Source organism: Parafrankia soli, from assembly GCF_001854695.1.
GTDB lineage: Bacteria > Actinomycetota > Actinomycetes > Frankiales > Frankiaceae > Parafrankia > Parafrankia soli.
Genome location: NZ_MAXA01000235.1, coordinates 108,789 through 133,993, shown reverse-complemented (window position 1 = coordinate 133,993; position 25,205 = coordinate 108,789). Strand labels below are relative to the sequence as shown.

19 protein-coding genes and 1 pseudogene are annotated in these 25,205 nt (G+C 74.0%); 5 read left to right on the top strand and 15 right to left on the bottom strand.

Features of this window, described 5'->3' with window-relative positions:
* Window positions 1-50: 50 nt before the first annotated feature.
* The 10 genes and pseudogenes from BBK14_RS41410 to BBK14_RS24330 all read right to left on the bottom strand — a co-directional run bounded on the left by BBK14_RS41410 (window position 51) and on the right by BBK14_RS24330 (window position 11,077).
* Window positions 51-4,103: an AAA family ATPase gene (locus tag BBK14_RS41410; protein WP_071065581.1), complete on the bottom strand. Its 4,053-nt coding sequence runs from the start codon at window positions 4,101-4,103 to the stop codon at window positions 51-53.
* Window positions 4,103-5,380, bottom strand: a complete 1,278-nt coding sequence (locus BBK14_RS24365) for a metallophosphoesterase family protein (protein ID WP_071065580.1) — start codon at window positions 5,378-5,380, stop codon at window positions 4,103-4,105. Before BBK14_RS24365 ends, BBK14_RS41410 begins: the two co-directional genes overlap by 1 nt.
* Before the next feature lie 258 nt (window positions 5,381-5,638).
* On the bottom strand, window positions 5,639-5,848 hold the full coding sequence (locus BBK14_RS24360; protein WP_071065579.1) for a hypothetical protein: 210 nt from the start codon (window positions 5,846-5,848) through the stop codon (window positions 5,639-5,641).
* A gap of 177 nt (window positions 5,849-6,025) precedes the next feature.
* Window positions 6,026-6,814 carry an SDR family oxidoreductase gene (locus BBK14_RS24355; protein WP_071065578.1) on the bottom strand — a complete coding sequence of 263 codons (789 nt, stop codon included), beginning with the start codon at window positions 6,812-6,814 and terminating at the stop codon, window positions 6,026-6,028.
* Window positions 6,815-7,032: 218 nt separating this feature from the next.
* Entirely contained in the window at window positions 7,033-7,383 is a 351-nt protein-coding gene (locus tag BBK14_RS42400; protein ID WP_368672065.1) for an amidohydrolase family protein, read from the bottom strand.
* Window positions 7,313-7,666: an amidohydrolase family protein gene (locus BBK14_RS35845; protein WP_241831813.1), complete on the bottom strand. Its 354-nt coding sequence runs from the start codon at window positions 7,664-7,666 to the stop codon at window positions 7,313-7,315. The genes BBK14_RS42400 and BBK14_RS35845 overlap by 71 nt, the downstream gene beginning before the upstream one ends.
* A 347-nt stretch (window positions 7,667-8,013) precedes the next feature.
* Window positions 8,014-8,820: a FadR/GntR family transcriptional regulator gene (locus tag BBK14_RS24345; protein ID WP_071065576.1), complete on the bottom strand. Its 807-nt coding sequence runs from the start codon at window positions 8,818-8,820 to the stop codon at window positions 8,014-8,016.
* Window positions 8,821-8,897: 77 nt separating this feature from the next.
* Window positions 8,898-9,572: a hypothetical protein gene (locus BBK14_RS40560; protein WP_071065575.1), complete on the bottom strand. Its 675-nt coding sequence runs from the start codon at window positions 9,570-9,572 to the stop codon at window positions 8,898-8,900.
* 253 nt (window positions 9,573-9,825) lie between these two features.
* Window positions 9,826-10,059 (bottom strand): annotated as a pseudogene (locus BBK14_RS42395) (DUF4180 domain-containing protein); the annotation flags it as partial.
* 289 nt (window positions 10,060-10,348) lie between these two features.
* The gene (locus BBK14_RS24330) at window positions 10,349-11,077 is read right to left on the bottom strand and encodes a TetR/AcrR family transcriptional regulator (RefSeq protein WP_071065573.1); all 729 of its coding nucleotides are present in this window, start codon (window positions 11,075-11,077) and stop codon (window positions 10,349-10,351) included.
* 55 nt (window positions 11,078-11,132) lie between these two features.
* On the opposite strand from BBK14_RS24330, the gene BBK14_RS24325 reads away from it, so the two are divergent.
* The gene (locus tag BBK14_RS24325) at window positions 11,133-11,999 is read left to right on the top strand and encodes an alpha/beta hydrolase (protein ID WP_071065572.1); all 867 of its coding nucleotides are present in this window, start codon (window positions 11,133-11,135) and stop codon (window positions 11,997-11,999) included.
* A 5-nt stretch (window positions 12,000-12,004) separates the two neighbouring features.
* Window positions 12,005-12,994, top strand: coding sequence for a hypothetical protein (locus BBK14_RS24320; protein ID WP_131802407.1), 990 nt, complete (start codon window positions 12,005-12,007; stop codon window positions 12,992-12,994).
* A gap of 156 nt (window positions 12,995-13,150) precedes the next feature.
* Here the strand turns inward: BBK14_RS24320 and BBK14_RS24315 are convergent, their stop codons facing one another.
* Entirely contained in the window at window positions 13,151-15,913 is a 2,763-nt protein-coding gene (locus BBK14_RS24315) for an acetate--CoA ligase family protein (protein WP_071065570.1), read from the bottom strand.
* A gap of 242 nt (window positions 15,914-16,155) precedes the next feature.
* Between BBK14_RS24315 and BBK14_RS24310 the strand changes: the two genes are divergently transcribed.
* Window positions 16,156-18,735: a helicase-associated domain-containing protein gene (locus BBK14_RS24310; RefSeq protein ID WP_071065569.1), complete on the top strand. Its 2,580-nt coding sequence runs from the start codon at window positions 16,156-16,158 to the stop codon at window positions 18,733-18,735.
* Window positions 18,736-18,740: 5 nt separating this feature from the next.
* Here the strand turns inward: BBK14_RS24310 and BBK14_RS24305 are convergent, their stop codons facing one another.
* The gene (locus BBK14_RS24305; RefSeq protein WP_071065568.1) at window positions 18,741-20,495 is read right to left on the bottom strand and encodes a serine/threonine-protein kinase; all 1,755 of its coding nucleotides are present in this window, start codon (window positions 20,493-20,495) and stop codon (window positions 18,741-18,743) included.
* Between the two features lie 362 nt (window positions 20,496-20,857).
* Here BBK14_RS24305 and BBK14_RS24300 point away from each other — a divergent pair, with 362 nt between their 5' ends.
* Window positions 20,858-21,451 (top strand): MarR family winged helix-turn-helix transcriptional regulator, encoded by a 594-nt coding sequence (locus BBK14_RS24300; RefSeq protein ID WP_071065567.1) that lies wholly within the window; start codon window positions 20,858-20,860, stop codon window positions 21,449-21,451.
* Between the two features lie 19 nt (window positions 21,452-21,470).
* Here the strand turns inward: BBK14_RS24300 and BBK14_RS24295 are convergent, their stop codons facing one another.
* Window positions 21,471-21,971: a hypothetical protein gene (locus BBK14_RS24295; RefSeq protein ID WP_071065566.1), complete on the bottom strand. Its 501-nt coding sequence runs from the start codon at window positions 21,969-21,971 to the stop codon at window positions 21,471-21,473.
* A gap of 271 nt (window positions 21,972-22,242) precedes the next feature.
* Between BBK14_RS24295 and BBK14_RS24290 the strand changes: the two genes are divergently transcribed.
* Complete coding sequence (locus tag BBK14_RS24290) at window positions 22,243-23,214, top strand: GlxA family transcriptional regulator (RefSeq protein ID WP_071065565.1); 972 nt, start codon at window positions 22,243-22,245, stop codon at window positions 23,212-23,214.
* On the opposite strand, the gene BBK14_RS24285 is transcribed toward BBK14_RS24290, so the two are convergent.
* Window positions 23,198-24,040 carry an enoyl-CoA hydratase-related protein gene (locus BBK14_RS24285; protein WP_071065564.1) on the bottom strand — a complete coding sequence of 281 codons (843 nt, stop codon included), beginning with the start codon at window positions 24,038-24,040 and terminating at the stop codon, window positions 23,198-23,200. The genes BBK14_RS24290 and BBK14_RS24285 overlap by 17 nt on opposite strands.
* A 130-nt stretch (window positions 24,041-24,170) precedes the next feature.
* On the bottom strand, window positions 24,171-25,139 hold the full coding sequence (locus tag BBK14_RS24280; RefSeq protein ID WP_071065563.1) for an HdeD family acid-resistance protein: 969 nt from the start codon (window positions 25,137-25,139) through the stop codon (window positions 24,171-24,173).
* Between the last annotated feature and the right edge of the window lie 66 nt (window positions 25,140-25,205).

Here is a 25,205-nt window from a genome sequence, read left to right as displayed (position 1 = left end):
ACCCCCGGCCGCCGGGTCTGCTGGTGCCGGTCCGGGCGTCCGGGCGGGGATCAGACGGAGTGCGCGTCGGCGAACGCGTCGAGGATCTCCCGGGGAATGCGGCCGCGGTCGCCGACCTCGAATCCGTTCTGGCGGGCCCAGGCGCGGATCCTCCCGGAGTCCCGGCCGGCGGCCGCGCTTCCGTTCCCACCCCCGCTCGCTGCCGTCACAGTGAGAGCCGGGGCTCCGCCGGACTCACCGGCGCCGGGGTCGGGCGGGACGACGTGCGTGGCCAGCGTTCGGATCTGCTCCGCATCTCTGGTGGGCGTGAGCACGTTCGCCCCCGGCAGATAGCTGATCGTGACCAGCTCGGCGTCGCCAGGTGGGGTCAAGGCGCCGTCCGCCTGTCCTGGTCCGTCGGCGCGCAGCTGCGCACCCACCGCTCGTGCCAGGTCGGTGAGATGCTCGTGATGCGTCAGCAGAATGATCTGCCAGCGCCCGGAGATCTCGGCCAGCACGCGAAGTGCCGCCTCGGCGCGCGTGTCGTCGAACGTCATCAGGACGTCGTCGAGCACGACCGGCAGCGTGGGTTCGCCGCGGCTGGTCCGCTCCCGCTGGAGCTGGTCGATCGCTGCCAGGCGCAGGGCCAGGAACACCTGGTCGGCCGTGCCCTCGGAAAGCTCGCCCGGGCCGAGCTCGTCCTCGTCGGCGCGGACGACCCGCAGCGTCCGGGCGCCGTCGCCGCGATCGATGGCCCGCAGGGCGACGTAGCGGCCCTCGGTGAGCCGTTCGAGCAGGCGTCCCGCGTCCGCGAGCAGGGGGGACGCGTGACGGCGCTCGTAGGACTCCAGCTCACGGCCAAGCGTCTCGTACTGGATGCGCGCGATGACGTAGCGCTCCGCCGTCTCGGCTACGAGCGCCAGGGACTCCTGCGCACGGGCGTGCAGCTCGCCGGTGGCCGCGCCGCTCTCGAGATCCCGCAGATGCCGTTCGACCGTCCCGACGGCCGTCCACGCCTCTGTCTGCGCGGCCGTGCGGCGCTCGTGCTCGTCGCGCGCGGCGGTGAGGTCGGCGGCGAGGTCCTCGTCGGTGCTCGCGGCCAGCGCGCCGACGACGGCTTCGAGCTCGTCGCCGGGTGCCGCGGCGCGCAGCAGGCCTTCGGTGGCGGTCATCGCCGCCGTGATCCCGGCGAGGTCCCGGCCGCGGTCCGCCGCGTCGGCCAGTTGCTGACCGGGCGCGAGGACGACCTGCGTGCGCAACTCGTCGAGGCGGCCGACGGCGCTGTCCCGCAGCAGCGTCGCGGCGGCGACCCGGGTGTTCAGGGTGGCGACCGCCTGGTCGATCTCCGCGCGGCGGGTACGGCTCTCGATGCTCGCCTGGTGCCGTGCGCTGAGCTGATCGAGCAGATCGGCCAGCTCGTCGGCCTCATCGCCCGGCCTGTCGGGCGCGACTGGGCCCGCCGCGAGACGTTCGCCGCCAGTTCCGGTTTCACTCCCGGCCCCACTCCCGGCCCCGGCCCCGGCGCTGGCGCTGGCGTCGGTGTCGGTGTCGGGGCGCTGGCCGCGCGAGCGGTGCAGGAGGCCATGACGGGCCGAGAGCTCGCGGACGTCCGCGGCGAACGCCCGATGGCGGCCGGCGGCACGCTCGGCGTCCCGCGCGGCGCGGTCGGCCTGCTCGTGCAGAGCCACCGCCTGCGCGAGCACGCCCCGCCGTTCGGTCCAGCCCCGCGGGTCGGTGACCGAAGCCAGCCCGGCCGCCCGGACGAGGTTGTCCCAGTCGTCCTCGGCGCCGAGCAGCTCCTCGCGCCGCTTGTCCCGTTCGCGTTCGGCCTCCTCGACGGCCCGCCCGAAGTGGGCGGCGTCAGCCCGGCGGACCTGTGCGAGGTCGTCGTCCGCGAGTACGGTCTGCGCGCAGGTGAGAAGACTGTCGAGGTCGGCGTCCACCCGGGCGAGGCCGACCTCGGCGAGGGCCTGGGCGAGCGCGGTCCGCTGGGTGTCGGCCTGGGCACCCAGCCGGGCGATGCGGGTCTCCGCGGCGAGCAGCTCCGCGTGCGCCCGGTGCGCCTCGTCAACAGCCCGCTGGACGTCGTCCGCGTCCGCCCGAGAGGGCACGGCCAGGCCTGGCTCGTGCCAGTGGCCCTCCCACGCCGCGCGGGCTTGATCGGCTGCCTCGGCGGCGGCCGTGGTGGCGGCGAGCGCCGCGGTGGCCCGTTCGTGCGCGAGGTCGGCGTCCCGGTGGAGCTGGGCCCGCCGGGCGGCCAGATCGGCGTGGCGGATGAGCTGATCCGCGACCTCGTCGGCGCGGGCGATTCCGGCGGCGATGACCGGGAGCAGCTCGCGAGCCCGCTCCGGCGTCAGCCGGCCGCCGACTGGTGGCACCCCGCCAACGGCCGGGGCGGGGGTCCGGCCGTCGGTCGCGGGCGGCAGGCCGCCGGCCGCGTCGACCAGCAGGTTCCAGAGCTCCTCGCGGGTCGCGCGGGCCCGGTCGAGCGTGGCCTGGTCCGGGAGGTCGCGGCCGTCGGCGTCGGCGACCCGGCTCTGCGTGAGCTCGAGGTCCCGGGTGGCGCCGACGAGCTCCTCCTCGCGGCGGGCGAGGGCCATTTCTGCGGCGTCGAGCCGGTCGCGCGCCAGCCGGATCTCGTCGCGCCCGGGCATCCCGGGCGGCGGGCCGTCCGGGTCGCGGGCGCCGGCGCGGCGCAGCGCCTCCCGGCGGTCGCGGACAGCGCGGGCCGCCTCGTCGACAGCCGCCCTGGTCAGCGCGGTCGCCGAGCCCTCGCCGGCTATCGCGCCGAGTACCGCCTTCAGCTGGCTGATCGACGCCGGGTCGTGGCCCGGGGACTGGTCGGTGCCGTCGCGGCGCAGGCGGGCGGCGGCGAGCGCGTCCTCGGCGCGGCGCAGCTCGTCGGTCAGCTCGCCGACCGTCACGGCGAGCGCGTCGAGCTGGACCGCGAGGTCACGCGGCACGTGCAGGTCGGCCAGGAGCTCGGCGGCGGTGCGCGGGTCGCCCGGACCAGCCAGGTCGAGCAGGAGCGCACGGGCGGAGTCCGCGTGGCGCGCGGCCTCGTTCTCGAGCGCGCGGGCGTCGGCGCCGTCGCCGAGCCGCGCCACACGGGACTGCTCCAGCCGGGTGATCATCTCGCCGTCGGCGAGCACGGACTCGTCGGTCGTCAGCGCCTCCCGCGCGGCCCGGCGGTCGAGCAGATCGGCGGTCAGCCGGTCGAGGTCGGCCTCGGCCGTCGCGGCCTCCCGCACGCTGGCGTCGAACAGCGCCGTCTCCTCGGCGGTGAGGGCCACACCCGCGGCGAGCAGCGCGGCATGGCGTTCCCGGAGCACGACCAGCTCCCGGGCATGTGGGGCTGCGCGCACCCACCGTTCCAGGCGGGAGCGGCGGTCGGCGGCGGCTCGGGTCGCCACCGCGGCCGCCTGCGCGTCGCGGCGGCGCAGCGCCTGCTCCCGGCGGGCATCGTCGACATGGGCCGCGCGGGTCATGGCGGACGCCGCCTGCTCGGCCAGCCGCTCGTAGTCCGCCAGCGCGGTGCGGACCCGGACGCTTTTGTTGTTGCGGTGGGCCTTGTACAGGGAGTCCATCTCCGCGGCGAGCGTGTCGAGCAGGCCGCGGACGGCCCGCCCGCTGCGCGCGGTGAAGACGAGCTCGGCCAGGTCGCCGGTGCCCTCGAAGACACTTGCGCCACCTGCCCGCAGCTCGGCGTGGGACAGCCCGAACGCCTGCCGCCAGCGCCGACGCGCGTCGGCGCCACCGGAACCCCACGGGGGAAGGAAGACCGCGCCGTCGTCAACGGTCTGCAGACCGCTGTTGCGCCGCCTGACCTCGACCCTGGCCGGCGGCGCCTGCCGGGCCGGCCCCGTCTCCTGGGACAACGGCGGGAGCTCGGCCGGATGCGTCGCGGGCAGTTCGAGGTCGGCCGTCAGACTCAGCGCGCCCTGGCCGAACTGGAAGCTCCGCCGGGTGCCGCGGAAGGTCCACAGCAGGTCCGACAGGGCGTCGAGCGTCGTCGACTTGCCGGCCTCGTTCGCGCCGAGGACCACCGTCAGCCCACGGCCGAACTCGATCCGCCGGTCCTCGAAAGCACCGTAGCGATCCAGGCCGAGCGCGCGGACCCGCATCAGGCGTCGTCTCCGGAGAGGCGCGCGAGCAGGCCGTCCCCGGCGCGCCGGGCGAGGTCGGCGAATGTGCGGGGATCGCCCAGGTCGAGCAGGTCGGCTCCGCGCAGCAGCCGTCCGACCTCGCGGTCCAGGGGGCCGATCCACTGCGCGAGGTCCTCGGGGCGGGTGCCCAGATCGTCGCAGGCCGCGCGTACGGCGGAGACCAGCTCGGGGTCGACGGCGCCGGCCGGCCGCGGGTCGGTCACCCGGTTGACGATCTTCTCCAGACAGACCTGCAGGCCGTCGGCGACCGTGCGGAGCTCCTCGCGCAGCCGTTCGGCGTCGGCAAGACCCGCGGCGGCCCGCGACGCGCCGGTGAGCACGGTGCGCGCGACGACCGGACGGTCTCCCGCGGAGTCCCGCGCCGCCCGCAGTTCGTCCGTGACCCGGCCCAGGACGTCGTCGAGGGTGTCGGCGCCGGCGGTGTCGACGGTGAGGACAGCCCAGCGGGCCACGTCGCAGGGGACGTGCTCGATGCGGGCGGGGCCGTCCTGGGGGATCTCGACGACGAGGGCGCCCTTTGGCCCGCTCTCCCGCGGGGTGCGGCCCTGGAGATTGCCGCTGAACGCGGCGACCTGGCGGCCCCCGGGCCCGTCCCCGCGGGTCGCCGTGCCGCCGGGAAGTGGGCCGCCGTGAACGACGCGATGGGAGTGGACATGGCCGAGGGCGAAGTAGTCGTAGCCCGTGCGGGCCAGGTCGTCCTCCGAGCACGGGGCGTAGTTGGCATGGCCTTCGGCGCCGTCGGCGGCAGTGTGCAGCAGGCCGACGTTCACCAGCCCGGCCAGGGCGTCCGGGTAGCGCTGGACGAGGTTGTCGTGGACGGCGGCGGTCGCGTAGCTCTGCCCGTGCACGGCCAGCCCGAGGTCGTCCGCCACATGCGTGCCCGGCCGGTCCGAGGCGAACACCCGGACGTTCGGGGGCAGGGTCAGCGACCGGGTGATCTCGCTCTCGGCGTCGTGGTTGCCGGAGATCATGTAGACGGGGATGTCGGCGTCGCGCAGGCGGCCCATCTGCTCGACGAAGAACCGGCCGGTCGCGTAGTCCCGCCAGGTTCCGTCGTAGACGTCCCCGGCGAGCAGGAGCGCGTCCGCCGCCCGGTCGACGCTGAGGTCGACGAGGTTCGCCAGGGCCCGCCGGGTCGCCTGCCGCAGCAGGTGGGCCAGGTCGCCGTCACCCAGCCGGGTCAGTCCCCGAAGGGGGCTGTCGAGATGGATGTCCGCGGCGTGGACGAGGCGCATCTTCCCCCTGGCGTCGGGCCGCCACAGGCCAGGGAGGGCATGTGGTTCCGGGCGGTCGGCGCGTCCCGCGGGCGGTTGCCGTGAGACGCGGACGGCCCGTCGGAAGGAGGGAGCAGGCCGAACGACCAGAACCTAGTACCGCAATCGGACATCTCGAACTGTCCACGCCGGAGGATCCAGTGATCTCGTCAAATTTTTGGTGCTTTGTCCCTGTTTTTTTGGGAGTGTTGTCGTCGTAGGGGCGGAGCTTCGGGCGGTTCAGCGCCCGGACTTGGAACGGGAGCCGGAGCGCGATCCGCCGCCGGAGCGACGGGCCCGCGAGCGCGTGCCGACGTCCACCTGCCGGGCGGGGCCGGCGCCGGCGGCGACGTTCTCCAGGTCGGCGGTGATGCTGCTGTTGATGAGCCCGACGGTCCGGTCACGGTCGCCGTCGTCGAGGCCTTCGAGCAGGCTGTGTATCAGGCTCACGATGTTCCTCCACGCTGCGGGGCGATCTCGGGGTTCGTACGTCTGCTGCCCGGACCGAGCGTGTTAAAGCGTGCAATCGCCGCTTTTTCCTGGCGACAAGGATCCCGGCGACAAGGATCCCGGCGACAAGGATCCCGGTGGCCAGGACCCTGGTGGCCAGGACCCTGGCGACGAGGATCAGGGCGCCGGCGAGAGGCCCCCGTCGAGGTTGATGCCGACGCCGGTCAGATAACCGGCGCGGGGGGAGAGCAGGAAGGCCGCGAGGTCCGCGAAGTCCTGGGCGCGGCCGACCCGTCCGAGGGGGATGTCGGAGCCCCGGCTCAGCTCGGCGTACAGCTCGTCCACGCCGATGCCTCGCTCGGCTGCGCGGCGGTCCCACTGGCCGCTCTCCAGCAGCCCGATCAGCACCGCGTTCACCCGGATTCCGTCCGGGCCGAGTTCCTTGGACAGCGCCTTGGTGAGGGCGAGCCCGGCCGCCCGGGAGACCGAGGTGGGGGTCGATCCGGCGCCGGGGGTCTTCGCGGCAATGGCCAGCGTGTTGATCACGGAGCCGCCACCGGCCGCGCGCAGGTGCGGCAGCGCCAACCGGGTCAGCCGGACGGTGCTGTGCACCTTGAGCTGCAGGTCGGCGTCCCAGACCTCGTCGGTGTGCGACGCGAACGGCCCGGCGGCGCTGCGCCCGGCGTTGTTCACCAGGCCGTCGATCCGCCCCCAGCGGCCGACGGCCTGCTCGACGAACCGCTCGAGGTCGGCCAGGCGGGTGACGTCCGCGGGGACGGGCAGGAACTCCGCGCCGGCCGCGGCGGTCGGTGCCACCTCGGCAGCGAGGCGGTTGAGGCGGTCCGCGTCGCGGGCGCAGAACGCGACACGCGCCCCCTCCGCGGCGAGGGTGCGCACCAACGCGGCGCCGAGCCCGTCCGAGCCGCCGGTGATCAGGACGACCTTGCCCGCCAGCTCGAGATCCACACCGTCTCCTCTGCCACCCGCGCTCCGCCCAGTCCAGCCCAGCGCGCCCGCTCCGCCACTGCCCGCAACCCTATTCGGACCCGCGACCTCCGCGGACCCGAAGCCCTGTGCGGTGGGCCGGACAAGCACGCCGGGATAAGCGCCGTCGACGTCCGTGCCGTCGCAGGAGATCGCCATGCCGTTGACCCAGACTCCGGCGATGCCGTGGGTCCCGGCGATCAGCCGGTCGCCGCGGGCGGGGAGGTCCCAGACCCGGACGGGATCGTCGTCGCCGACGGTGCCGGGGCAAACGCGACCAGGTCGGCCGCGTAGCGGGGCCTGATCAGGCCGCGGTCGGTGAGGCCGAAGACCTCGGCGGGCTGGCCGGTGAGGCGCCAGACCGCCTCGGCGAGACCGAGCGCGCCCTTCTCCCGGACCCAGCACGAACATCCGCAGCGGGGTGTGGGTGATGAACGTGCCGACGTTGAGCCGCTTGCGCCGCCGGTCGATGGCGGCGACTTACTCGGGGAACGTCTCGAACGACCACTCGATCCCGGCGTCGGGCATTTCGCGGGACATGCCCTCGACATTCTCCAGGGTGGAGCCCATCGTGCCGCGCTGGTCCGGGCGCAGCGGGGCGACGCCGAGCCCGCAGTTGCCGTAGATGACCGTCGTGATGCTGTGCCAGGAGGTCGGGGTGAGCTCGCCGTCCCAGAGGATCTGCGCGTTGTAGTGCGTGTGCGGGTCGATGAAGCCGGGCGCCAGTACGAGGCCGGTGAGGTCCACGACCTCGGCGCCGTCTCCTTGCTCCTCATGTTCGCCCGGGTCGTCCCAGTGCTCGATACAAATTAAGTCGGATAATAAGTCTTCCACTCCATTTTGCCGTCCAAGATGCTATTACATAACAGATAAGGGTCGAAATCTGGTCGCGACATATAAGTCAGACATTAGTGGTCTGCGAGTTCGGCCGGGGTCGTCCGGGCTGGCGGAGCTCGCCCCCGGGCTGCCCGTCCAGATCGTCTGGGGCGCGAAGAACGGGCCCTTCCCCGTCTCGATGGCGCACGCCGCCCATGCGGCCCTGCCGGGCTCGGAGCTGGTGGTCGTGGACCGGGCCCGCCCACGTTCCCTACCTGGAACGTCCCGTGGTCTTCAACGAGGCGTTTCTCGACTTCGTGACCCGCCGTGTCCTGACGACCGGCCGCGCCGCGACCTGAACCCGATCAGACGGTGGCCGAGCCCGCGGCAGCCGGCGATTCGGTGGCCGCGGCGATCGCACTCGCGGCCTCAACTGATCCGGTGCCGACGGTCCGCCGTCGCACGGCCTCCACCCCGCCGGGAACGAGAACGCGCAACTCGTCTATGTGGGCGCGCATCAGAACTCCGGCCTGTTCGGCGTCGCCGCGTTCGATGGCCTCGTAGATCTCGTGGTGCTGCCGGGCGGAGCGTTCCCAGAATGTGGCGTCGACGCTCGAACGCTGGAAGCGGGTCCGCAGAACGCTGAAGACCGGTGTCGCCACCAGATTCAGCAGGGGATTGCCGCAGGCGGCCAGGATCGAGGCGTGGAATCCGTTGCTGCCCTCGTACCGTTCGACCGGATCCTCGATCCGTTCGGTGGCCGTGGTCGCTTTCCGGATCATCTCGAGCTGGGCGGGCGTCCGCCGGACGGCGGCCAGCCGGGCGGCCGGAACCTCGAGCAGGTCACAGGCCTCGATCAGCTGATCCACACTGACCAGGTCGGCGCCCGAGAGCAGGCCGAGGCCGGTCTCGAGGAAATCGCCCATCAGGCCGGTGTCCGGCGCCGCGACGAAGGTGCCGCCGTGGACTCCCCGCCGCGTCTCGACCAGGTGCTGGGACGACAGCAGCCGCAGCGCCTCGCGGACCGTGGACCGGCTGACGCCGAACATCGTCGACAGCTCGGCCTCGACGGGCAGGCGCTGACCGGCGGTCAGATCGCCGCGCACGATCAGCTCCTGTAGCTGAGCCGCAACCTGGACGTAGGCGGGGCGCACCCGCTCCACGCTGAGCATCCCAGTCCACCCGTCTCGCGGCCGCCACAGCGGATGTCGAAGCAACGACCGTCTCGAAGAACAGCCGCCAGAAGTTGTCAGTCAGCGAGGTCACTATACATCAGACGATTTAGGTGGGGTAGCTGGACCGTGAGTCTGTCGAGGCTCGTCCGGGCAGAGGTTGTCTTGTGTGACATCTGCCGGGGGAGCGCGCCGAGAAAGCGGCGCCTTATCTCTCGCAGGATCCGTCGCTTCTCCCGTGAGGCGCCCGGCACCCGGCGCATTCTCCACGGAAAGTGACGGTGGACGTCCTGCCCGCCGCGGTGGGGGCGCCCACGGGCCGGGCCGCCGCCGTCCGAACAAGCGCCCGAACGCGCGTCCAGCCGGGCGGCCGAATCGCGGCTGGATCCGGGGGCGAGCGCGGCCGCTATCCCGGTCAGGCACAGCAGGCCCAGCGCCGCGAACGCGAGCCGGAAGCCGTCGAGGAGCAGTGAGAGCTCCGACGTGCTCAGCTCGGCGGGCCGGTCCGCGTACGCCGCCGCCTTCTGCGCCGCCGCCTTCTGCGCCGGCGGCAGCTGTGCCGGCGGCAGCTGTGCGGTGACCACTCCGGGTGACAGCCCGGTGCTCACGGTCAGCCCCGTGTTCTGCAGGGCGGAGCGCAGGCCGTTCGCGACCTCGATCCGCCCGGGCACCACGACCGAGGTGGTCTTCGGGGAGAGCGTCGAGCAGGCCCGGGAGAGCCGGATCGGTGTCGGTACCGCCTGGCTGACCATGGGCAGCCTCGACGGCAAGCAGGTCCCCCCTTGGCGTCCGGCTCGTCCGCGGTGACCCCGGCACCCCGGCACCCTGGGCCGAGGCGGGGCTCGCGCTTTGGCATCCGGCTCGCCCTGCGGGCGGGCACGTGAGGAGACTGGTCAGGAGCCGTTCCTGTCGGGCGGGGCGGGGCGAGTCGGGAGCGGGCGAGTGGTGCACTCCCTGGTTGGACTCGCGCACCAGGTCCCGCAGGGCGCCGCTAGCCGCCGTGAACGCCGAGATGTCCCCCACCACGGCCAGCCCGACCTGGTAGTTGACGAACTTCTGCAGGATCTGACCGGCCAGGCCGCTGCGGAGCTCGAAGAACTCCGGTGTGAGCCGCGTGACCGGGACCACCGCCCACGCGGCCCGCAGATACATCGCGGTGCCGATGATGTCCAGAGCGTTCTGCTCGACACGGACCAGAGGACCCTCCGGCGAGCAGACGAGGACGGATACGGCGCCCACCTGTTCGAGCTCGTCGGGTATCACCCCGTTGGAAATCGTGAGGTCCTCCGCCACGGTTTCTTCCTCTTCTCGTGAGTGCGCGCCGGCGAGGAGCGCGTCGAAACTCACGGTGGCGACCCGGATACTGCCCGTTGTCCGCGGTAATCCTCGCCCACCGGGCCTCGGCCTGCGGCATCCCTATGTTTCTTTATTGATGCCGACTTCACAGCATGACTGACCCCTTTATGGAAGTTTAGGGAAGGATAGCGCGCGTCGCCGGTGCGCGTTGACCGGCTCGTCGGTGCTGGCGTCAGTCGAACTCTGCCCGTGAAGTTGATCGTGGCTCCGTGGCGGGCGGCTGGGTGGCGGGCGGCCGGGTGGCGGGCGGCCGGTCGGGGGTCAGCGCGCCGAGCGCGGCGTCTGTCACCCACTCGCGGTAGGCGTCGTGGGACCACCCGCGCTCGCGGACCAGTAGGCCGTAGACATCCGGGGAGAAGATCGTCCAGAGCGTGTCGCGGATGCGCTCGACGTCGTCCGCGGCGGCTGTGCCCAGGCGATCGGCGACGGTCGCCGCGACGATGCCCGCTCCGGTCAGGCGCTGGTGTTCGAGGTCGCGCGCGAGCTCGCCGGCCTGCGGATCGACGTCCGCGGCCCGGCGCAGTGCCGACAGCAGCGGGAAGGCGCGCTGCGCGATCTCCGTCGCGGCCACCGCGAACGCGCCGAGCACCTCGTCGGCCGTGGCGCCGTCGTGGACGGCCCGCATGGCCGGCCGCTCGTGCAGGGCGACCGGTTCGTCGTCGCCCGCGACCGCCTCGTCGACGGCCACCCTGAGGAGGTTGATCTTCGAGGAGAAGTAGGCGAAGACGGTCGGCGTGGAGACTCCGGCAGCAGCGGCTATCTGGGCCATCGAGGTCGCCGCGAAGCCCTGCCGGACGAACAGCTCGGTGGCCGCACCGATCGCCCGGGCGCGGTTCTCCCGGGCCTGGGCCTGGCGGCCGGTGGCGTCGTACCGGCGTCGCGGCTGTCGGCTGACCGTCATTCGCTTACTCTAGCCAGTATTGGATATAGCTTCGATAAAACCAAATGAGGCGGCTGTGATAAGCCTGGCCTACGAGATCTTCGGGGACGGCCCGACGATCCTGCTCGTGCACGGCGGGGCCGAAGACGCGGCGATGCTCGCCCCACAGGCCCTGGCGCTGGCGGCCACCGGGTGGCGTGCGGTCGTGTACGACCGCCGGGGAACTGGTGCCAGCACCCGGGACGGCTGGCCGGGCGGCGGCGTCGACCAGCACGCCGATGACGCCGCCGACCTGATCCGTGAGCTCGCCCGCGTTCCCAGCGCTTTCGGTGGTTCCGGTTCTGCCAGCGGTTCCGGTTCTCCCAGCGCTCCCAGCGCTCCCGGCCGTTCCGGGCCGGTGACAGTTCTCGGGTTCAGCTCGGGCGGGGTCGTCGCGATGGCGCTCGCGGGCCGGCATCCGGACCTGGTTGCCGAGGCGATCGCCTGGGAGCCGGCGGCGATCGGTGTACTGCCGGACGGCGCCGCCGCCCACGCGGAGATCATGAAGCCGATCGAGGAGTACACGGCGCGCCGCCCGGGGGACTGGACGGGCGCCTACCACCGGGCGCTCGAGGTGCTCTCCGGGGGCACGGCCGATCTGACGGATCCGGCTGTGATCCGCTCGGCGGTCAACGCCGAGGCGTTTGTGCGTGACGACGCCCGGCTGATCACGTCGCACCCCTTCGCCGCGGCGGACCTCCCGCCCGACCGGATCACCGTGGCCGTCGGGGCGGGGACGAGTCCGCTCCACCGGCTGATCGCCGATCGGCTGGCCGAATGGGCCGATCTGCCCGTGACCACCGTGGCGGGCGCCGACGATCACGAGGTCTACCTGTCGCGCCCCGAGGTGCTCGCGACCCACCTTGCGGAGCGGGCTGCGCGCGCCGGCGGTCCGGTGTCGTGACGGTCATGAGGACCACCCGCGCGCCGTGGACCGGGGATGCCGCGAACAGCCTGGCCGCCGGGGACACCCGCACGACACGTCCCCACCCTGGTGGACCGGCCGGCCCGGGACGGGTGCTGTGGGTGCTGTGGCCGCTGGGGCTGGCGTTGACCGGGGCACATGCCGGGGCCGGCGCGCTCGCCACGCCGCTGTTCGTCCCGCTCGACGCGGCCTATCTCGTGCTCGCGGCGGTGCTGGTCGGACGGGCGCTGCGCGCGCGTGCCGGCGCCCACGGCGGGGGACCGGACGCCCCGGCGGTACTGCTGCTCGCGGCCGGTGTCTCGGTCTTCGCCCTGGCCGCCCTCACCGGCATACCGACCGCACACCATCCCGGCGCGATGCTGGCGAACACCGCCGTCCTCATGCTTGCCGCGGCCCTGATCACGGTGGGTGTCGTGCTGGCGGCGGCCCGGCTGTGGGATGGGCCCGGGCGCGCGCCGGCCGCGATGGCCTGCGCCGTGCTCCTCCTCGGTGGCGCCGGCTACCTCGCCAACCTGGTCGCGCGGGTGGGGGTGGTGCTGGCCGGGGCGGCACCCGCTCAGGCCCGGGTCGAGACGAGCGCCTGGGAGGCCCGGTCCTACCTGCTGGGACTGCCGGCCGAGCCGTCCGCGGTCGTGCTGCTGCTGGTCTGGCTCGACCTGCTGCAGCTTGGCTACGTCGTGCTCACCCAGGTGGCGGTGGTGCTGCTCGCCGTCAGTCTGGGCCGGCACGGGTGGCTGGACGCGTCGATCGCGCGGGTCGCGGCCGTCGGGGGCTCGGCTCTGGCCGGGGTGACGGTCCTCGCCGTGGGGCTCGCGGTGTCAGGTGGCGCGTTCGACGTGCCGGGCCTGGAACGGGTGAGCGCGCCAGCGGCCTGGACGGCCTATCTCCTGACCGTTCCGTTCATGTCGACGCTACCGGCGTTCCTGGTCGGGGCCGGCCTGCTTGCTCCGAGCCGGGCACCGGAGGCGCGCTAGGTTCGGTGGCGCGACGATGCTGTGCGCGGCGAGCTCCATGACCTCCTTGTCGAGGCTGGTCCAGGTGGTCAGCTCGTTCTAAGAGCGCCCGTCGACGAAACTGAAGCGGCCGTCGCCGACCGTCGCCGCACCCGGGTACAAAATGCCATGGCGGTACTAGCGGAAGTACTCGACGCCGGAGCCCGTCATCCGCCGGGGCAGTGACTCGGGATCGGTTCCCGGCGGGAGCAGGCGGACGCCGGCATGCAGTAGGACCACGCCGGGCCGGCCGACGAGCACCGGATCCAGGAGCACCTCGGCGACCGCCGGCACCTCCTCGGCGAGCCGGGCCAGCCGGTGCAGCACGTCCTCCAGAGCGGCCGTGTCCGCCGCCGGGGTGCCGGCGCCGCCGACCAGCAGCACCGCGCCGCGGATGCCCCGCACCATCTCGGCGGCGTCCCGGTCGGTGATCGGCAGCGCCCGGGCCAGCGGGTCGACCAACAGGTCCGCGACGGCCCCGCCGAGGCGCAGCGACAACAGCGGCCCGATCGCCGGGTCCTGGGTCATCCGGATCACGGTCGACACCCCGGCCGGCGCCATCGGCTGGACGACCATGTCGCCCGGCCCGACCGCGGCGCGGATCGTGCGCCAGGCCTCCGCGAGCGCGCCGGGCCCTTCGACGCCCAGCCGGACGGCTCCGACGTCCAGCCGCCCGCGGAAGCGTTCGTCGGCGATCTTCAGGGCGACGGGCCAGCCGAGCCGTTCGGCCGTGTCCAGGGCCTGGGCAGCGGTCGTCACCGGCTCACTGGGCCAGACCGCCAGCCCCACCCCGCCCAGGATGTCGCCGACCAGCTCCTGGGGCAGCCACGTCCCGTCCGTCGGGCCGGCGGCCGCCGCGCGGCGCGCGCGGTCCAGGTCGAGCCGGTCGAGAGTGGGGACGGCGCCCTGCTCGCGGCTGCGCCACGCCGCGTGGCCCGCCGCCCGGGCGAGCGCGAGCGCGGCCGACTCCGGGGAGGCGAACGACGGCACGGAGCCGGGTGCGGGCGTCACGGTGCCGTCGCCCGGGGCGGCCAGCGCGGACGGCATCCCGTCGTACCCGAGGTAGGAGGCCACCACGGGCACCCGGCCGGAGCCCGCCACGGCCCGCACGGCCCGCGCGAGCTCCTCGACGGCCGGGTGCGGGGTGATCAGCGCCAGCACGGCGTCGACATCCGCGCTGGCGGCGACCGCGCGCAGCGCGCGCTCGAACCGTTCGGGTGCGGCCATCGCGCCCAGGTCCACCGGGTTGGCCGGCTCCGGGCGGCCGGGCGTGTCGCTCAACGCCTCCGCCGTGGCGGTGGAGAAGGGCGGTACCTCCAGGCCGGCCGTCCGGCAGGCGTCCGTGGCCAGGGCGGCGAGCGCGCTGGACGTCCCCACGACGCCGACGCGTCGCCCGGCGGGCAGCGGCTGGGACGCCAGCAGCGCGGCCAGGTCGAACAGTTGGCTCAACGTGTCCACCCGGATGACCCCGGCGCTGGTGAACAGGGCGTCCAGGGTCGGGTCGGCGGCGCTGCGCCCGCTCTTCAGCGCGATCACCGGCTTGCGTCGACCCACCCGCCGGGCGATCCGGGCGAACTTGCGCGGGTTGCCGAACCCCTGCAGGTGCAGCATGATCACATCGGTGCGCGGGTCCGACTGCCAGTACTGCAGCACGTCGTTGGCCGAGACGTCCGAGCGGTCACCGGTGGAGACGAACGTGGACAGGCCGATCGCGCGCCGCGACGCCTCGGTGAGGAACGTCCCGGCCAGCGCCCCCGACTGGGTGAACGCGCCGACCCGTCCCACCGGCGGGTCGCCGGCCGCGAAGGTGGCGTGCAGGCGGACGGCCGGGTCCGTGTTGATCAGGCCCATCGCGTTCGGGCCGATCAGCCGCATGCCGGACTCCCGGGCCAGCCGGGTGACCTCGGCGAGCCGGGCCCGCCCGTCGGGCCCGGCCTCCGCGAACCCGGCCGAGACGACGATCAGGCCACGGACGTCCTTCTCCGCGCAGGCCCGCACCGCGTCGGCCACGGCCGGCGCCGGGACGGCGATCACGGCGAGGTCGACCGCGTCCGGGATCTCGCGGACGTCCGGGTAGGCGTAGACCGAGGCGACCTGGCGCGCCGCCGGGTTGACCGGGTAGACCGGGCCATGGAAATCGCTGGCCAGCAGCCGGCGGAAGACCTCGTGGCCGGCGCTGCCGGGCTGCCGGCTCGCGCCGACGACCGCGACCGCGCGCGGTGTGAGCAGCCGCGCGATGCTCCGCGCCTCCGCCCGCTGTTCCAGCGCCCGGGAGATGCCCCGGGTGTGCGGAGTCTGCGCCGTCGGGAACACCACCCGCACGCCACCAGCACCGTCCTGACCGGCGCCGTCCTGCCGGGGGGTGTGCGGGCAGGTCTCGGCGCCGGCGAAGCCCGCGGCGTGGAAGACCCGCAGCGCCCGGTCGTCGCCCGCGCGCAGATCGGCGACGAGGTGGCTCACCCCGCGCTCGCGGGCGGCGGCGATCAGGTGCTCGAGCAGCAGCAGTCCGAGCCCACGGCCGCGGTGCGCAGCCTCGACGACCAGGGCGACCACCGCGTCGTCGGAGCCGGCGATCCGTTCGTAGTCCGCCGTGCCGACCAGACGTCCGCGCAGCACGGCCGCGACGGCGAGCCGCCCGCTGTCACCGGTGGTGGGGTGACCGGTGATGGTGGGGTGACCTGCGGCGGCCGGGTCGCCGGCCGCGGTCAGGTGCCCGGCGAGCTCTTCCGGGGAGCGCTGCGCCCACCGCGCGGGCAGGCGCGCGACGTCCGCCGCGGACAGGCCGGAGCGCAGCTCGGCCAGACCCGGCGCGTCGGTGCCCAGCACGGGGCGCAGCTGAACGGGCGCGCCGTCGGCGAGAACGCCGTCCGCCGCCCAGTGCGCCGGGTAGCGAGATATCACCCCGTGGACGCTATTCCGCGCCGGCCCGCGCCGCCTCCGTCGCCCGCCGCGGGCCTGTCGCTCGACCCCGTGTCGGTAACCGTCCGGCATTGGATTGCACAATGGCGCAGACCAGGCGGCGGCCGGCGGATGCCGCGGGGGATGTCCGACGAGCCGGTCGCCGACACATCTGACGGTCGCGGCGGGGCGAGTCCGACGCGCCGCACCCGGCATGGTCGAACCGACGACGACGGGAGCGTCACATGGCTGGACGGCGGGCGGCGGCCCTGCGGGAACCGCGCAGGTCGGCTGACAGCTACCTCGACTTCGTCCAGGGTCTGGACGAGGCAGCCCTCACCGCCGTCCTGCGGGCCCGCCCGGACGTCCTCGAGGACCCGCCGCGCGGAGTCGGTGAGCTCGTGCGCCGGCTCGGGGACGCGGACTCGATGCTCGCCGCCGTCAACGACCTGGACCGCGACGGGCTCCTGCTGTGCGACGCGGTCATGATGCTGGGCCCGCCCGTCCCGCTGGACCGGCTGGTGATGCTGCTCGGCGGGTCCAGGGACGGGATCCGCGCGGCGCTGCGCCCGGTCACCCGGCGGGCGCTGCTCTGGGAGAGCGACGGCGTCGTCCACGCCTTCGAGCCGTTCCGGCGGCTGTGGGACGACGAGGTCGCGGTGTGGCATCCGGCTGCGGAGCTCATCCCGGCCATCGCCGTCACCGACCTGCGCCGTGCCGCCCGCGGGCTCGTTCCCGGGGCCCGGGTCACCTCGTCCACGACCTGGGAGCGGTCCGCCCGCGTCGTCGGGGAGCTGATGGCCGACCCGGACGGCGTCGCCGCCGCGGTGCAACGGCTGCCCCGGCCGGCCCGCGACCTGCTGGCCGAACTGGTCCGCGACCCGACGGGTCTGATGACCGGCGACGAGCCCGACGACGCCCTCGGTACAGGTACAGGTGCCTTCGGTACGAACGGCTTCGATGGCGGGGCCCGTGGGCGGCTCCCGGCCGGGTCGAACCGGGAGGAAGCGGCCGGGGTGCTCGTCGAGTCCGGGCTGCTCCTGCTCGTCGGCGGTGAGATCGAGGTGCCCCGGGAGGTCGTGACCGTCCTGTGGGCGGCAGACCCGGAGGTCCGGCTGACCGGGCCGCCGAGCCTCGGCCCGGCGGGTGCGGACCGCGCGGACGAGACGTTCGCCGCCGGGATCCAGGCCGCCGCCGGGCACGCCCTGCGGTCGGTGGCGGCGCTGCTCGCCGAGGCGGAGCGGGCGCCCCTCGCCGCGCTGAAGAAGGGCGGCATCGGCACCCGGGAACGCGCCCGGCTGGCCCGGACCCTCGCGCTCGCGGAGGACGAGCTCCCGCTCTGGATCGACGTCGCCCACGCCGCGGGGCTGCTGGCCCGCGAGGAGGGCGGCTACGCGCCGACCGGCGAGTACCCCGGCTGGCGCGGGTCGGACGTCGGACGTCGCTGGGCGGTGCTCGCCCTGGCCTGGTTCCTCCTCGACCAGTCCCCGACACATCGTGAGATCGACAGCGGCCGGGACCAGCCGCCGCCGCTCCCGCTCGCCTCCGGCGCGGGCCGGGTGCGCCGGACGCTGCTCACCACGGCCAGCCCCGGCCGGTCGCTGGCCGCCGCGGGCAGCCACCTCGAGTGGTTCCTGCCGCTGCACGGCTACGACCGGCCCCAGCTGGCGAACAAGCGCCAGGCCGCCGTCCGGGAGGCCGAGCTGCTCGGCGTCGCCGCCGAGGACACCGTCTCCGATCTCGGTGTCGCGGTCTGCGAGGTCCTCGCGGCGGCGCCGCTCGACCCGACCGGGCAGATGCGGGCCCACCAGTACGGTTTCCCGACGCCCACGCTGGCCGGGTTCGTCACCGAAACCCTCGGGCCGCTGGTGGACGAGCTGGCCCGCCGGTGCGGCCGCGCCCTGCCGGGCGACGCGTCCACCATGATCCTGCAGTCCGACCTGACCGCGACCGTGGCTGGCCAGCCCAACCACGCGATCGCCCGCCTGCTCGCCGACGCGGCCGTGTCGGAGTCGCGCGGCGCCGCCGGGATGTGGCGGTTCACCTCCGCGAGCATCCGCGGCGCGCTGGACGTCGGCTGGAGCGCGCAGGAGCTGCTCGACGAGCTGCGCGCCGGCGCGGCGCACGAGGTGCCCCAAGGGCTCGAGTACCTCGTGGCGGACGTCGCCCGCCGCCACGGCCACATCCGCGCGCGGGCGGTGCGGGCCGCGGTCGTCGCGGACGAGGCGACGATCAACGAGATCCTGGCGACCCGGGCGCTGCGGTCGCTGGACCTGCGGCGACTGGCACCGACCGTCGCGGCGTGCGGCGCGGACGCCGAGAACGTGGCCGAACGCCTGCGCGCCGCGGGCATGGCTCCGGTGGTCGAGGACGAGCACGGCACCGTCGTCATCCGCGGGCGGCCGGGCGGCCCGCCGGCCTCGGGCCGCGACGCCGCCGCGGGGGCGGCTTCGGAGCGTGGCAGCGTGGGGAGCGTGGGGAGCACGGGCGAGTCCGGAACGTGGGCGGCTCCGGCGGATGTGGCGCGGCGCATCCTCGCGAACCGGGCCGGCGCCGGCGACGCCGCCCGGGCCGACCCGCGCGTCGTACGCCAGCTCGGCCGGCTGAACCCGCGGCTCACCCTCGCCGAGCGCCAGCTCCTCGCCGCCGCGCTCGACCACGGCGAGATCGTGACGATCATCTACCGGGACCGGTTCGAACGGCGGACCAGCCGTCTGATCGCCCCGGTGGAGCTGCTCGGCGGGCGTCTCGACTCCTGGTGCCACCTCCGCGAGGCGCGGCGCGAGTTCGCCGTCGCCCGCATCGAGGGGGTCACAACCGGCTGAGCGGGTCAGGGGCGGTGGCGCAGGCTTCCCGCCGGGCGCCCGCCGGCCTCGTCCTCGGACTGGTAGTCGAGGGCGCCGTCCGCCGCGAGGCGCAGCCTCGTCGTGCCGCCGCTCGTGCACACCGGCAGACCCAGCAGGGTGGGGTTGTCGCCCGAGCCCCCGATGTCACGCAGGACCACCTCGGGCCCGGAACCCGCCGCGGTGCTGATGCCCACGAGCTGCTGGTCACCGACGCACCGGATCGGCGCGTCACCTCCCAACGCCCCCAGCCCGACCAGGGTGACCTCGGAGTGGCCGACCGTCTGACCGCTCTCGCCGGGCCGCAGCGTGATCACGACGTCCTGCGCGACCCCCAGCCGCGAGATGATGCGTCCCTCCCAGGTGCCGGCGTATCCGGCCGGCAGGGCTCCCGGCACCGTGGGACCCGACCCGCCCGAGGGCGCCGAACCCGAGCTCGCCGGCGGCCCGCCGACGGTCGGCCTCGAGGTCGGTTGGTCGAGGAGGTCGGTCAGGGAGCCGATCCCGGCGGTGGCCTTGGGGCTCGCGCCGGCGTCCGCGCCGCCGCCGTCCGAGCCGCCGTCCGAGCCGCGCAGGGCGACCAGCAGGACGGCCGTCACGATCACGGCGAGGCACACGACACCCAGGGCGGCCACGGTCACGAGGGCGCGCCGCCCACCGGCCGGCGGGGCGTCGGGCCCGACCGGGGTGCCCGATGGTGCGGCCGGTGCGCCCGGTGGTGCGGCCCGCGATACACCCGATGGTGCGGCCGCTGTGGCTGGCGGTGCGGCCGGCTCCGGCGGCCATGGCAGTGCCCGGTTGTTATCTTCCGATGTGGCGTGGTCGTTCGTCACGGTGGTGGTGGCGGGGACGTCCAGGTCGAGGAGCGCGACGGCCTGCCGGCTCAGCCCGGTGACCAGGTCCTGCGGCAGCCATCCGGCGGTGATCAGTTCGGCGGCGCCGCCGCCCGGGACGAGCTCCGCGAGCACGTCAAGCGGCCCCGGGCGCTCACCCGGCGCCTTGCGCAGGCAGGCGTCCACGATGCCGCGCAGCTCGGCAGGGACGGCGTCGAGCCGTGGCTCGCCCGCCAGGATGCCGTACATCACCGCGGGCATCCCGCTGCCCGAGAACGGGCCTGATCCCGTCGCGGCGAAGGTGAGCACCGAGCCGAGGGCGAAGACGTCGCTGGCCGGCCCCACCTCCTGCCCGCCGATCTGCTCGGGTGACATGAAGGCCGGCGAGCCGATCGCGGACCCGGAATGGGTGAGCACGGTGGCGTCGAACGCGCGGGAGATCCCGAAGTCGATGACCCGTGGCCCGTCCAGGCCGAGCAGCACGTTCGAGGGCTTGAGATCGCGGTGCACCAGGCCGGCGGCGTGCACGGCGCTCAGCGCCTCGGCGAGGCCGGCACCCAGCGCCCGCATGGTCGGTACCGGAAGTGGGCCGCGCCGGCGCACCGCCTCCAGCAGGGACGGTCCCGGGACGTACCCGGTGACCAGGTAGGGCTGCTCGGCGTCCGGGTCGGCGTCGATCACCGGCGCGGTCCAGGCGCCGCCGACCCGGCGGGCGGCCTCGACCTCGCGGCGGAACCGGGCGCGGAACGTCGGATCGCCGGCGAACTCCGGCCGGATCACCTTGACGGCGACGGTGCGCCCGCCCGGGCCGCGGGCCAGGTACACCCGGCCCATCCCGCCGGCGCCGAGCAGGCCGAGCAGCCGGTATCCGCCGGTGGTCCGGGGATCATCCGCGCGGAGGGGTTCCATCCGGGACGACTCCTCCCGCCCGTCGCGGACTGCCGGTCGGGGCCGCCGGCCGTCCCGCGCGGCCGGCCCCGTCCCGCCGCCGCGCGACTCAGGCGACCTGGAACGATCGTTTGGGCAGTCCCATCATGTAACCCTCGGCCGGGACGATGAGCGGCGCCTCGGGCCGCGGCGGGTCCGGCTCCGGCCCGGGCCTGCGGTGGCCGATCCCCGGAGTGTCGCAGGTCATCCGGAAGCGGCGGCGGTCCGAACCCGCTGAAGTCGTAGACAAGGGGGCGGCGGACGTCCGGGACGCCGGCCGGCACGCAGGCCCGGCCCGCCGTCCACCGGTCGGTACATCAAGTCGGAAGGCACAGGCAGACAGCTTGAACGCGCACGCAGGTCACGGGTCGGATGGCGCGGGGGGCCGGGGAGCGGGCCACGACCCCGGCCAGGGTGCCGGTCGCGAGCACGACCACGGGAGCGGCCGAGCGGGGGAGACCGCCGCCGAGCCCCGCTGGCTCGACGCCGACGAACGGGCGGCCTGGCGCGGTCTGATCGGTGTGATGACCCGGCTGCCCGCCGCCCTCGACACCCAGCTCCGCCGGGACGCCGGACTGAGCCACTTCGAGTACTCGGTGCTGGTCGGGCTCTCGGAGGCACCGAACCGGACGCTCGCGATGGCTCGGCTCGCCCAGTTCACCTGCGGCTCGCTGTCCAGGCTCTCGCACGCGGTCAAGCGTCTCGAGGACAAGGGCTGGGTGCGCCGCGCCCCGTGCGCGGCCGACGGACGAGTCACGAACGCCACGCTGACCGACACCGGTTTCGCGAAGCTGGCCGACTCCGCTCCCGGCCATGTGGAGACCGTTCGCGACCTGGTCGTCGAGGCGCTCGCGCGCGACCAGCTCGACCAGCTCGCGGCCATCTGCGGCCAGATCCTCGACCGCCTCGACACCGCGCCGCCGCCCCGGCCCCGCTGAACCGCCGGCCCGGGCCGGGTCAGACGCCTGTGGTCGACCCCGGACGGGCGATCATCAGCACCGTGACCACGGCCCACAGCAGGCTGAACATGCCGGTGGTCATCGCGAGCCGCTTCGTCCGGGCGGTGACGGCCGCCGGGTTCGCGTGCCCGGCGCCGGCCGGCCCGGTGGCCCCGCCTGGGGCGATCTCCTCCAGAAGCTGCCGCTGCCACGGGAGGACCACCGCCGCCAGCAGCACCGCGGCCAGCCCCGTCAGGATGATCGAGGTGACGAGCCACGGGTCGCCGAGGACGTCCATGCTCGCGGCGGTGGCGAAACCGAAGATCGGCACGGTGATGCCGATCGCCGCGTAGACGTTGCAGATGCGGTGCAGCGTGCCGACCACTCCCGCCGTCCTGACGTCGCCCGGGTCACGCAGCGCCGCCCGCACCGCCGGCGCGTACATGCTCGCCGCGACCGTCACCGGGCCGATGGCGATGATCGCTACGAGAACGTGGACGCTCAACAGGAATGTGGTCACGGGTCCGTCCTGGGAGTGCGGAGGCAGCCGGAGGATGCGGCAACCGCCACGGTAGGCGCCGAACCGCCGCTTTCGTGAGTGGCAGGAGTGCCATCTACCGACGGATTCCCGCCACGGGGACTCCTCCCCTTCGGCCCTTGACACCCACAGCTGTCGGCGGTGAATAGTTCCTGTTCATGGCGTAATACCCCCGTGAGCTGGGCTCAGGTCAGGGGTGGGACCGGCGGGATCGCCCGTTGGCGGGAAACAGTTGCCTGGTTATCGTCCTGCCATGCACACCGTGGCGGTTCTCGCCCTCGAGGGCGTGGTCCCCTTCGATCTCGCGGTGCCCGTCGACACCTTCGGCCGTGCCCGGCTCCCCGACGGCCGGGCGGCCTATCGGGTGAAGATCTGCGCTGGTAGGAGCATCAGCGGCACCGTCGAGGCCGACGGCGGGGCGTTCTCCCTGCGGGCCCCCTGGGGGCTGGACGCGCTCGCCGAGGCCGACACGATCGTCGTCCCCGGCGTCGGCGAGCAGGCCGGACCCCTGCCCCCGGAGTCCGTCACCGCGCTGCGGGCCGCCGCCGCGCGCGGCACCCGTATCGCCTCCGTCTGCGTCGGTGCGTTCCTGCTCGCGCAGACCGGCCTGCTGGACGGCCTGCGCGCGACCACGCACTGGATCGCCGCCGAGGAGCTCGCCCGCCGTCATCCCGCCGTGCAAGTGGACCCGAACGTGCTGTTCGTCGACAACGGGCAGATCCTGACCTCGGCCGGCGCCGCGGCCGGCCTCGACCTGTGCCTGCACATGATCCGCTCCGACCATGGGGTCGCCGTGGCCGCGGACGTCGCCCGGCTGTCGGTCGTCCCGCTGGCCAGGGAAGGAGGCCAGGCCCAGTTCATCGTCCGCGACCGCCCGCCGCCGGACGGCTCCGTCCTCGAACCACTGCTGCGGTGGATGGAGGCGAACTGCCACCGCCCGTTGACGGTGGACGACCTCGCCGCCCAGGCGATGACGAGCCCACGCACGCTCAACCGCCGCTTCCGCGAACAGACGGGCACGACCCCGTCCCAGTGGCTGCACCGGGTGCGCCTGCGGCAGGCGCAGTACCTGCTTGAGACCACCGGGCACTCGGTGGAGCGGATCGCCGCGCAGGTCGGCTTCGGATCGCCCACCGCCTTCCGGGACGGGTTCCGCCGGCTGGTCGGCACCAGCCCCCAGGCCTACCGCCGGGCCTTCCGTGACGCTGTCACGCCTCCCGGGTAGGGAGCGCGTCGAAGACGGCGGGCCGCTTCTCCGTGCGCGCGGTCAGCGCCTCCGCGAGCCCTGGGCCCTCGAAGGCGATGTCCATCCGGCGGAGCGTGTCGGTCAGCGCGTCGTCCTGGGAACGATCGAGGTCCAGGTAGACCTGTTCCTTGATCATTGCCAGCGAGAACGGCGAGCAGTTCTCGACCAGGTCCTTCGCGTAGGCGACCGCGGCCTCCAGAACGGTCCCGTCGGGGACGACCTGCTGGACGAGCCCGAGCTTCGCAGCCTCCTGGGCGCCGATGGTCCGCCCGGTGAGAAGCAGGTCCAGCGCCGGCTGGAGGCCGATGGCCCGTGGCAGCAGCCAGGAGACGCCGTACTCCGCCGCGAGACCGAGCCGGGAGAACGCGGTCGCGATCTTGGCTGACTCGGCGGCGATCCGGATGTCGCTGCCCATCATGTAGGCGAAACCGATGCCCACCGCGGCGCCGTTCACCGCGGCGATCACCGGCTTGCGCAGGCGCATCGTGAGGGCCGGCAGGTCCTCGCGAGCCGGTACGAACTTCTTGATCGCTTCGGCGCCGTCGCGCAGCACCGCAAGATCGGCTCCGGCGCAGAAGCCCGCGCCGGCACCAGTGACCACGATTGCCCGGACCTGCGGGTCGTCATCCGCCGCACGCAGGGCGGCCGCATAGGCGAGCGCCATCGTGCTGGTCACCGCGTTGCGTGCCTGCGGCCGGTTGAACGTGATGACGCAGACGCCGTCGCGGATCTCGGTCAGGATCTCCTTCTCATCGGTCTCCGCCGTCACCGTGCCCGCCTCCGTCACCGCGCCTGCCTCCGTCATCGTTTGTCGTCGTCCGTGAGCGTAGGCGACCGCGGGCAGGCGATGCGCCCGCTTGTGACATGCCTTGTTCGTGGCGGCCGGGAAACCCCGACCGCCACTTTCTGCTTCTGATCAATTACGTTCCACTCGGTTACCTTCCACCGCGAACCCGGGTGTCGCCGCGTGCCTGCGACCGCGCGGACTCGGCGGTGGCGCGTCCGCTGAAGCCGCTCTCGGCCAGCGTGTCCACCCCCTGCTCGTCGGCCCGACCACTGGACCGGAACGCCGCGGCCACCTTCGTCAGACCGGTGACGAGCGCGGCCAGCGCGACCCACAGGACGACGAACGAGTAGGTCGGGTAGTGGTGCGCCGCCGCCCAGAAGGCGATGCCGATCGAGAAGGCACCGATCGCCAGCGGCGCCCACCACGGAGCCCCACCACGCAGGTTCCCGGCAGCCGTGCCGAAGGTCGGGCCACCGCGGTCGACGCGCCGATGCGCGAACGCCGTCGCGATGGCGTGGATGCCCGCGACCAGCAGATACCACGCCACCATGCGGGCCACCACGGTGAGCGTGGGCGCCGGCCAGGCGAGCGCGACGATGCCGCCGATGACGAACAGCAGCGCCAGCAACGCATGCGTGGGGCGCCAGTCCGCCGCGGCCGTCATCGCGGCGGCGAGCTCACTGACCGCTGCGACCAACAGCATGATCCCGAGCAGGATGGCGATCGACTTCCCGGTGGTGAGGCCGAACATCGGTATGGCCAGCGCGAACAGGATCCATCCGATCCCGAGCATCAGCAGCGCGGGACCAGCCTTGGCCGCCAGTCCCGGGCCACCGAGGGTGCCGCTGCCGCCAGCGCCCGTCCGGCCGCCGTGCGCGTGCTCACCACGCAGGTGGTCAGGCTGGTTCTGGTAGGTGCGGTCGGGCGTCCGGGAGCGATCGGCGAAGATCGTCTGGTCGTCCGTACCCGCGTTCGGATGCTCTGCGCTCCCCCTACCCGATGCGGAATCTCCACCTGATCGGGTGGATCGGGTGGAGAAGTCGTCGGGCAGCTCCGGATCGGCGCGCCCGCCGCGTCGTTCACGCCGCGGACCGCCGGCGCCAGTAGATGCACTCATGAAGTCATCCCCTCCAGTGGAGTGGTGGTTGTGCCGCCTGTCCTCCTTCGCGCGTGCTCCTCATGT